This window comes from Methanofollis sp., from assembly GCF_028702905.1.
Taxonomy (GTDB): Archaea; Halobacteriota; Methanomicrobia; order Methanomicrobiales; family Methanofollaceae; genus Methanofollis.
This window is the reverse complement of sequence record NZ_JAQVNX010000082.1, coordinates 1-9,538: the sequence shown is the minus strand read 5'-3', so window position 1 is coordinate 9,538 and position 9,538 is coordinate 1. Positions and strand designations below refer to the sequence as shown.

9 protein-coding genes are annotated in these 9,538 nt (G+C 63.3%); 4 read left to right on the top strand and 5 right to left on the bottom strand.

Annotated elements, in window-relative coordinates; genetic code table 11:
- Positions 1–399 precede the first annotated feature (399 nt).
- The 4 genes from PHP59_RS09505 to PHP59_RS09490 all read right to left on the bottom strand — a co-directional run bounded on the left by PHP59_RS09505 (position 400) and on the right by PHP59_RS09490 (position 3,366).
- Positions 400–1,020, bottom strand: a complete 621-nt coding sequence (locus tag PHP59_RS09505; RefSeq protein ID WP_300166371.1) for an orotate phosphoribosyltransferase-like protein — start codon at positions 1,018–1,020, stop codon at positions 400–402.
- An 83-nt stretch (positions 1,021–1,103) separates the two neighbouring features.
- A complete protein-coding gene (locus PHP59_RS09500; protein WP_300166369.1) occupies positions 1,104–1,559 on the bottom strand; it encodes a nucleotide-binding protein in 456 nt (151 codons plus the stop codon).
- Complete coding sequence (rtcA, locus tag PHP59_RS09495) at positions 1,556–2,521, bottom strand: RNA 3'-terminal phosphate cyclase (protein WP_300166367.1); 966 nt, start codon at positions 2,519–2,521, stop codon at positions 1,556–1,558. The genes PHP59_RS09500 and rtcA overlap by 4 nt, the downstream gene beginning before the upstream one ends.
- Entirely contained in the window at positions 2,515–3,366 is an 852-nt protein-coding gene (locus PHP59_RS09490; protein WP_300166365.1) for a ribose-phosphate diphosphokinase, read from the bottom strand. Before PHP59_RS09490 ends, rtcA begins: the two co-directional genes overlap by 7 nt.
- Before the next feature lie 85 nt (positions 3,367–3,451).
- Between PHP59_RS09490 and lonB the strand changes: the two genes are divergently transcribed.
- The 4 genes from lonB to PHP59_RS09470 are packed head-to-tail and all read left to right on the top strand — an operon-like array spanning position 3,452 to position 8,242.
- A complete protein-coding gene (lonB, locus tag PHP59_RS09485) occupies positions 3,452–5,380 on the top strand; it encodes an ATP-dependent protease LonB (protein ID WP_300166363.1) in 1,929 nt (642 codons plus the stop codon).
- Between the two features lie 2 nt (positions 5,381–5,382).
- Positions 5,383–6,711 (top strand): TldD/PmbA family protein, encoded by a 1,329-nt coding sequence (locus PHP59_RS09480; RefSeq protein ID WP_300166361.1) that lies wholly within the window; start codon positions 5,383–5,385, stop codon positions 6,709–6,711.
- Positions 6,698–7,978: a TldD/PmbA family protein gene (locus tag PHP59_RS09475; protein ID WP_300166359.1), complete on the top strand. Its 1,281-nt coding sequence runs from the start codon at positions 6,698–6,700 to the stop codon at positions 7,976–7,978. The genes PHP59_RS09480 and PHP59_RS09475 overlap by 14 nt, the downstream gene beginning before the upstream one ends.
- Positions 7,979–8,242, top strand: a complete 264-nt coding sequence (locus PHP59_RS09470) for a pro-sigmaK processing inhibitor BofA family protein (RefSeq protein WP_067046523.1) — start codon at positions 7,979–7,981, stop codon at positions 8,240–8,242.
- Between the two features lie 675 nt (positions 8,243–8,917).
- Here PHP59_RS09470 and PHP59_RS09465 read toward each other — a convergent pair.
- A partial coding sequence (locus tag PHP59_RS09465) for a KaiC domain-containing protein (RefSeq protein WP_300166356.1) occupies positions 8,918–9,538 on the bottom strand: 621 nt, incomplete at its 5' end.

Sequence of the window (9,538 nt, the reverse complement as noted above, 5' to 3'; positions counted from 1 at the left end):
AGTCCCCCGGGCCAGGCACCCCTGAAAAGGATTTACCATGAAAATGATCCAGAAGATCCGTTCTCCGGGTTTTCATGAGGTTTTGACTCTCAACGAGCACCCCATGATGGAGATGGAGAGGACAAAACCACCTTCAGAAAAGGTTCGCCCTCTGCCTTCCCCGTCCTATCGTAATTCCGGGGGTCCGGGGGCAGCGCCCCCGGCGCAAGCGTGCGGGAAGGCACTTTGACCAGACGAACTCCTCAGAACAATTTTCATGCGGTATGCCTGAGGCGTGCTCCCGACTCATGTCTGATTCTACAGGGCCATTTTTTCAGAGCCGGATACGAGTTATTTCATCGAGGTGAGAGAGTGTTCGATACGCTCCTGGATGGCCTCTCAGATAAAAAAAAGGGGATCTCAGTCGATCCGCGAGACCGTGCAGAGCGGGAGGACAGGCACTCCCTCGACGGCCCGCACGTCCCTCTTGTCAAAGATCACCCAGATCGCGACCGGCCGCGCCCCATGAGACCGCAGGTAGTCCACGACCTCGTGGAGGGTCCTGCCTGTCGTGATCACGTCGTCGACGATGACGCAGGCGTGCCCGGCGATCGAGGCGAAGTTCCCTGAGATCGAACCGACCTTCTTCTCGGCAGGGCTGTGCTTTGCCGGGTGGTAGATCGCAAGCCTCTTTCCCGCCCGGCTGGCAATGATCGTCGCCATCGGGACTCCGGAGAGGGAGATGCCGACGACGGTGTCGTATGCGGCGGCCTCGGGGCCGGAGAGGAACTGCCCGTCTGCGACGGCGCCCTCGTGCCGCCTGGTCAGCATCTGCCCGACGAGGTCGAGCATTCCCGCGTCGCTGCTCATCGCCGTCCAGTCGATGTGCACGTCCTTCGGCGCCTCGGCACTCCGCTGCTGCGTCAGGAGCCAGGTCACCGTCTCCATCGAGAGGGAGAGCTCGTCTGCGATCTGCTCCGGACTATGGCCGTCGGAGAGGAGGACCTGCGCCTTGTTGATCAGTTCGTCGAGGGAACTCATAGAAGAGTGGTCTTCGGATGGATATTTAAGCGTTTGCGGGGCTCCTCCTCCCGGCGATACGGGGGGCGTCGCCCCCTGAAGGCCTACCGCCTCTTCCTCTTTATCGCCGAACCGCAGATAGGGCACTCCCCTTCGTGCCCGAAGTACCGGCCGCAGCCGGTGCAGCGGTATTTCCATGCCACCTTTGCGGCCCGCCTCTGCTGGATCGGTTCTGTGGCGACGCCGAGGCGTAGTGCCGCGTTCTGGAGGGCGAAGTCGTCGGTGTACACCGTGGCCCCGAGTTCGCGGGCGAGGGCGAGGACAGAGAGGTCGGTCGGTGAGAGGACGCCGATGTCGCGGCTCTTCCCTGCCGCCTCCCGTGCGGCGAGGGTGCTCTCCGGGGAGGGGCTGGCAACGGCGAGCCCCTCTGCAAGGAGTGCCTCGTACCGGCACTTTGCCCTGAGGTCCACCAGTTCGGCGACGACCTCGGGCGTCGTGTACAGCTCCCCGGCATAGGGCCTGTCCACGAAGAAGGCCGTGGCGTCGAGGACCGCCTTCATGCCGAGAACACCGCCGGGGTTGCGCCTGAAACGGCGATCTCATAGCCGAAGAGGGAGAGCAGGCGGCAGGTCGTCGCCGCGTGGCTCGATATTTCTGGCGCCGAGTACGACCCCCCGGCCCTCGCAAGGTAGACAAGGAGCTGGTCGGCGAGGTGGACGTCGACATCGCAGGCGACCGACCGGGCGGCGAGCAGTTCGTCTGCCGCCATCCAGCCGACCTTTTCCGCGGGGAGGCCACGCCTCCCGACGGCGACGCCGCCTTTCGCTCCTTCAAAGACCGTCACCGATGTCCCTGTGCCAGGCCCGGGCGTCCTCTCGATCCGTACCGGGAAACCGGGGAGGGCGGCAGATGCCGCCTGTGCCTGCCTCTCGGCCACGTGGTCGGGGAGGTTCTGGGAGCAGGAGATGATCCCGGCATGGGCAGGCACCCCTCCGATGGCGAGGGGGGCGAGCTTCGAAGGCTCGACCATGACCCGCACCCGTCCGCCGCCGACCGGGAAGTATCCCCGGCCGAGGACCTCCACCTCTATCTTCGCCCCGTGGGCACGGAGGAGAGGCACGAGCACCTCGGAAAAATAGTCGATGGTCGGGCTCTTCGAGACCTCGGTCCCGCCGGTGAGAGTGATCGTCCCCCCTGCCTCCAGGGCCACAGGCAACCAGGCCTGGAGGACGAGGGGGATGCTCCCGGCCGTGCCGATCGCAAGGTCGATTGCGGTCTTTCTGTTCTCGCCGGGCGCAAAAGTCAGGGTGTCGCTCTCCCGGCGGCACCCCCTCATCTCCGCCCCGCAGGCGAGGGCGACCGCCTGCACCGCCGTGCAGTGCTGGGCCGCAAGCCCGGGCTTCGGCCTCTTTGCCCTGATCTTCGTGACCCTGATGGGCGTGCCGGTGAGGGCCGCAAGGGCGACCGCGGTCCTCACCACCTGCCCGCCGCCCTCCCCGACGGACCCGTCGACCTCTAACATTTCCGCAGAGCTGCCGCGATGCACCGTGCCGCCGAGACCTCGGAGCATGCCCGCTCGATCGTGTCAGAGCAGACGACGCTCTTCACTCCGGCACTCCTGAGATGGACATAGGCCCCGCCGGTGAAGACGCCGTGGACGCAGATGGCATGGACGGCCGCCGCACCCTGGGCATAGAGCATCTTCGTCGCCGTAGCCAGAGTTCCGCCGGTCGAGATGATGTCGTCGGTGATGACGACCTCGCGGCCGGAGACGTCGAAGGTCTTCGGCTCCATCCTGACCTCCTCGCCGGAAATTCTGGTCTTTTTCAGGTAGTCACACTGCCACCCGCCTGCGGCCGCGATCTCGGCCGCAAAGTCCGCAGCCCCGGAGTCGGGGGCCAGGATCAGGGGGTTGTCGAGGTTCCTGCCTTTCAGGTACTCCCCGATCTCAGTCGCAAGCGAGAGGTCGTGGGAGGGGACGTCGAAATGCCCGGCAATGTCCTTCTCGTGGATATTGACGGTGATCACGTCGGTGACACCGCGGGAGAGGGCCCGGGCGGCGACGCGGGCGCTCACCGGCTCGCCGTCCTTGAATTTCTTGTCCTGCCTGGCATAGCCGAGATACGGGATGACCAGAGTATTTGTCGTCGTCTCGCAGGCGTCAACGAGGAGCATCAACTGAATAAAAGCGTCATTATCGGTGACGCTCCCCACGATCACGGTCTCGTCGTCCAGGGGGTCGAGGACCTGCAGGTACAGCTCCCCGTCAGGGAAGCGGGCAAAGCGGGTGTCGGCTACCTGGACCCCGAGTTCATCGGCGATCCGAACGGCGAGTATCTGGGATTTTTCTGTGCATACAACCTTCATTTCTGGTTTTTCCCCCAGCTGAAACTACTTAAACTATCATGAAAATAGTATATAAGTATCATTGCCCAATGAGGTTGCACTGCTCATGCAAGACACTGTTTCTAACATCCTTGAGAAGAAAACGGACGAGGATCTCCTTCAGGGCTCTGCCATCACAAGCTCCTCCGAGGTCACCGTCCCACCCCGGCTGATCGATCAGGTGATCGGTCAGGACGCAGCCGTGGAGGTGATTAAGAAAGCGGCCACCCAGCGCAGGCACGTGATGATGATCGGCAACCCGGGAACGGGCAAGTCGATGCTTGCGAAGGCGATGGCCGAACTCCTCCCCAAGGAGGAGCTCAAGGACATCCTTGTGTACCCGAATGTCGAGGACTCGAACAATCCCATCATCAGGACGGTCGCGGCAGGAAGAGGCAAACAGATCGTGGCCGCCCACAAGGCCGAGGCTGCGAAGAGGAAGCAGATGAGGAACACCCTCGTCATGCTCCTGATCTTCGGCATTATCGGCTACGCCCTCATCGCCGGCCAGGCGCTGATGGGCATCATCGCCGCCGCCTTCATCTTCATGGCCCTCCAGTACTCGCGGCCGCGTGAGGATGCGATGATCCCGAAGCTCCTCGTCTCCAGCGAACCGAACAGCATCGCCCCCTTCATCGACGGCACCGGCTCACATGCCGGCGCCCTCCTCGGCGACGTCCGCCACGACCCCTTCCAGTCCGGCGGCCTGGAGACCCCGGCCCATGACCGCGTCGAGGCCGGCGCTATCCACCGGGCGAACGGCGGCGTGCTCTTCATCGACGAGATCAACACCCTGACCCCGCACTCCCAGCAGAACCTGCTCACCGCCCTCCAGGAAGGGGGGTTCCCCATCACCGGCCAGTCGGAGCGTTCGAGCGGTGCCATGGTCCGGACCGAGGCCGTGCCCTGCCGGTTCATCATGATCGCCGCGGGAAACCTCGACGCCATGCAGGGGATGCACCCTGCCCTGCGGTCCCGTATCCGCGGCTACGGCTACGAGGTCTACATGCAGGACACGATGCTCGACACCCCGGAGAACAGGGAGAAGTTCATCAGGTTCATCGCCCAGGAGATCAAGAACGACGGGAAGGTCCCGCATTTCGACCGGAGCGCCATCGAAGAGGTGATCCGGGAGGGCCAGCGCCGCTCCAACAGGAAGGGCCACCTCACCCTGAAGCTCCGTGAGATGGGCGGGCTGATCCGGGTCGCGGGCGACATCGCCAGGCAGGAGGGCGCCGACGTGACCTCGGCCCGGCACGTGCTGGCGGCCAAGAACTCGGCCCGTTCGATCGAACAGCAGATCTCCGACGAGTACATCCGCCGCAGCCGTGACTACGAACTCACCGTCGTGACCGGCACACAGGTCGGTCGGGTGAACGGTCTTGCCGTGATGGGCGCCGACTCCGGTTCTGTCCTCCCGATCGTCGCCGAGGTGACCCCGACCCAGGGGGCGGCAGGCACGGTCATCGCCACCGGCCTCCTGAAGGAGATCGCCCAGGAGTCGATCAAGAACGTCTCTGCCATCCTGAAGAAGTTCACCGGCAAGGACATCAAGAACATGGACATCCACATCCAGTTCATCGGGACGTACGGCGGTGTCGAGGGCGACTCGGCCTCCATCTCCGTTGCCACTGCGGTTATATCGGCCATAGAAGGTATCCCGGTGAAGCAGGACCTCGCGATGACCGGGTCCCTCTCGGTGCGGGGCGACGTCCTGCCCATCGGCGGCGTCACCTACAAGATCGAGGCGGCCGCGAAGGCCGGGATCAAGACGGTGATCATCCCGAAGGCAAACCTGGGCGACGTGCTCATCGAGGACCGCTACCGCTCCATGGTCGAGGTCATCCCTGTTGCGCACATCGAGGAGGTGCTCGAAGCGGCCCTTGTCCCGCAGAACCGCGAGCTCTTCCTGGACAAACTCAAGAAAATCGCCGCCGAGCCGGTGAAAAAGGCCCTCGAGTCCTCGGCGATCGGCGGCACCCATCTGGCAGCATAAGCATGGACAGCGTCCGCTACTATGATATCAGGCATGTCCGCGGCTCGGCCACTCACGTCGACATCGACAATGGTGTGGTCGAGTCCGCAGGCACCAGTTTTTTTGACCAGGCTGTTGTGAGGGTGCTCGGCCCGCAGGGCTGGGGCATCCTCGCCCTGGAGAACTTCGACCCCGACGCACCTTGCGACAGGCTGATCGCACGGGCACTCGAACTTGCCGCGATCACAGGCGACGAGGTCGACCTTGCCGACGCCCCGCAGCGTGGCGTCCTGCCTGTGCCGAAGGCCGGCGAAGATCCGGTCGAGGTCTCTCTTGAAGAAAAGACCGAACTTCTCTCCTCGATCGAGGGGGCGGCCAGGCTGCCGGGGATCGTCAATACCCGGGCCCGGTATGCCGAGTCGATCGAAGAAGTGTGCTTTGTCGATTCCTCGGGCTGCGAATACTCGTACGAGATCCCGCGCTGCGGTTTCTCGGTGGTTGCCGTCGCCTCGCGGAACGGCGAGATGCAGATGGGCCGGGAGAGCAACTACACGATCCTGGGCCTCAACCTCCGCCACAGGCAGGAGATGGGAGAGAAAGCGGCACAGACCGCTCTCGCCCTCCTTGACGCAAAGGCGGCGAAGGGCGGCAGGATGCGGGCCGTGCTCGACCCCGAACTCGCCGGTGTCTTCGCCCACGAGGCGATCGGCCACGCGAGCGAGGGCGACCTGATCCAGGAGGGGAACTCCGTGCTTGCCGGGAAGACCGGGGAGAGCATCGGCAGTCCTCTCCTCACCATCGTCGACGACCCCTCCCTTCCGTACTTCGGTTTTGAGCCTGTGGACGCGGAGGGTGTCGCCGTCGGGAGGACCGAACTGATCCGGGGAGGCAGGGTGAACGCCTACATGCACTCCAGGCAAACCCTTGCCGCGGTCGGCAATGGCCTTGCCGGCCATGCCCGGGCCGAACCCGGCGAAGCGCCCCTGGTGCGGATGAGCAACACCTTCATCGAGGAAGGCGACGCCTCGTACGACGAGATCATTGCCGAGTGCCGGAACGGCGTGCTTTTGCAGGGTTCCCGCGGCGGCCAGGTCGACCCCGGCCGGGGTGTCTTCCAGTTCAACGCCGAGTATGGCTACATCATCGAGAACGGCGAGATCGGGACGATGGTCCGGGACGTCTCTCTCTCCGGGGATATCCTGGGTACCCTCCATGCGATCACGCTCCTCGGGAACGACCGGGAGATGCACGAGGGGTACTGTGGAAAAGGCGGGCAGAGCGTCCCGGTGAGCGACGGTTCGCCCCATGTGCTCCTTGAAGATGCGGTGGTGGGTGGCAATGGAACTGATTGATGCGATCCTCCGTGCCGGTGCGGCAAAGGCCGACGAGGTGGAGGTCTATATCTCCGAGGGGGAGTCTGTCTCCGCCGACCTGAAGCGCGACCGGATCGAGAATGCCGGGGGCTCGAAGGGCTTCGGCATCGGGATCAGGGTCGTCGTCGGCGGGCGCATCGGCGTCTCCTCGACTGCAAGCCCGAAGGACTGGGAGGCGTGCCTCGCCGCCGCCCTCGCAAGCGCCAGCCTCGCCCACCCGCAGGAGTGGGGCGGCCTTCCCGGCCCTGCCCCCCTCCCTGACGCCCCGCAGATCAACGACGCCTCTCTCCGCCTGGACGCGGGGACGGCGCGGTCGATCTGTATGGAGATGCTGGAGGGCGCCGCGGAGCACGACGCCGCGGTCACCGGCGGTTCGGCCTCCCTCGCACGGGGAAAGGTGACGATCGCGAACACTTCCGGCATCCTGTACGAGCAGGAGAGGACGAGCACGGGTTGTTCCCTGGAGTGCATCCACGAGCGCTCGACCGGGTTCGAGTTCGACGCATCCCCCTTCATGGACCTCGACCCCCGCCATGTCGGGGAACAGGCGGCCTTTTTCGCGGAGCACGGCGCCGACGCCGGCGAGATCGAGACCGGGGACTACGACCTTGTCCTCTCGCCTGTCGCCCTCTCCCAGTTCCTGGACTATGTCCTCGAACCCGCTCTCTCGGGGAGGAACGTCCATGCCGGGCGGTCCTGGCTTGCCGGGAAACTCGGCGAGACCTGCATCGGCGAGGAGATCTCGGTCTTCGACGACCCCTCCCGCCGGGGCCTGGGGAGCACGCGCTTCGACGCCGAAGGCGTGCCGGCCCGGAAGATCACCTTCTTCGACCACGGTGTCCTGGCCCACTATGCCTATGACCTGCGGACCGCCTACCGCTATGGCCAGGAGAGCACCGGCTCGGCGGTCAGGGCCGGGCCCGGCGGGGCACCTGCCATCGGCGTCCACACCATGGTCATCGACGGCCCGCGCGACACCGTCGACGACGACCGTGCGGTCTATGTGAACGACATTGTCGGGGCGCACACGGCCAACCCCCTCACCGGCGACTTCTCGGTCGAGCTCTCCAATGCCACCTGGATCGAGGGCGGCGAGTTCGGCGAACCAGTGCGGAGCGCCATGTTCGCGGGCAATGTCTTCGACCTCCTCGGCGCCGTGGCGGCGATCGGGAGGGAGGAGCGGCTCGTCGGAAGCGCCGTTCTCCCGGCGTTAAGGTTAAATAAGCAGCGTCTGATTGGTAAATAGATGATAGAAACCATCATTACCATCGCCGTGGTGATCGCGGTCGCCGCCCTCCTCTACTACTTCGTGAAGGAGGGAATGACCCTGATCATCAATGCCGTGGTCGGCCTCATCTGCCTGTACCTCATCAACATCTTCCACCTGATGGGCTACATCGGCGGGACCGACCTTGCCATCTCCTGGGCGACGGTGATCATCTGCGCCCTCGGCGGGGTGATCGGGGTGGTCCTCCTCGTCCTCCTCAACCTGATGGGGATCACCGTCTGAAATTCTTTTTTTCTCCGGGGATGCGTCCCTGTTCTTCTGTCGATGATTGGAAAAATATTTTGAATATGCTCTTGACTCTGGAGAATCGGGCATGAGTCGTGAACACGACTCAGGCATACCATATGAAATGTTTTTCATGGCAAATCATCCCAATACGGATCATAACCCTCTGTCATGTTGATGGAATGACCTGCATTTGTCTCTGTAAAATCCTGTTCTGGTGGTTGTGCCGGGGGGTTTCACTCGAAAATCAGAGATTTTCTCAAGGTCGCTATCGCTCCCTCCCCCCGGTCCCCCCAATCCTTGGGATAGAGGATGGATGGCAGTCCCCCTCCTTGGGATCTCGTGTTCACTCTTCCCCGGTCCTATCCTGATTTTGGAGGTCCGGGGGCAACGAGCGATAGCGAGTTCGAGAAATACGGGAAAATCGAAGATTTTCCTGTTCTGGCAAATCTTTGATTTGCCGTTGACCGGAGGTTTCGCTGATGACCGGAGGGAGTTTGAGAAGACCATCGGGTCTTCGCTGTAGTCCCCCGGCAGAGAGTGTGGGGAAAGGCGGCGGACCCGCCCTTACCACATGGAATCAAGAGGATATATCAATCGAAAAGAGGGGATCCAGTGAGATGCGGCGCCCCATCAACATGCGGGATCACGACGCACTCTTCTTGAAGCCCCTCAAAACACATTCGCTTCCGAGTACACCTGCACTCTGTCGCGCTGGATCTCGTACGGCTTGATCTCGCGCGAGTGGTTCGAGCCCCGCATCTTCACGACCTCGGCCGCCGGGTGGACCTCGGAGATCGAGGAGGGCCGCACGTACCGGAGGAGGATGACGGTGTCGGCCATGTACTCGATGAGGGCGTACTTGCTCGCATAGGGGTTGTTCTGGCTCGTCTCCGAGGTGAGGATGAGGCTGCACGCTTCGTCCCGCATCATCTCAACAAACCTGAAGAGTTCCTGCCGCCGCGTCGCTTCGTCGGTGAACAGGCCCTCGAAGAGGGAGATGGGGTCTATGACGACTCGTGTCGCCCCGAATTGCCTGATCAATCTTGGAAGCTCGTTTTTCATCTGGTTGACCGCCACGGTGAAGTCTGTCGGGTCGAGCTTGATCACAAAGAGGGAGGTGTCCCTGTAAGTGTCCAGGTCCCATCCCTTCCTCTCGATATCCTTGTAGATCATCTCGGCCCTTTCGTCGAGGGAGATGAAGACCGCCTTCTCCCCCTGCTTCAGCCCTTCATAGACGAACTGGAGGGCGAACGTCGTCTTTCCCGTACCATATGTCCCGACGATGGCGCA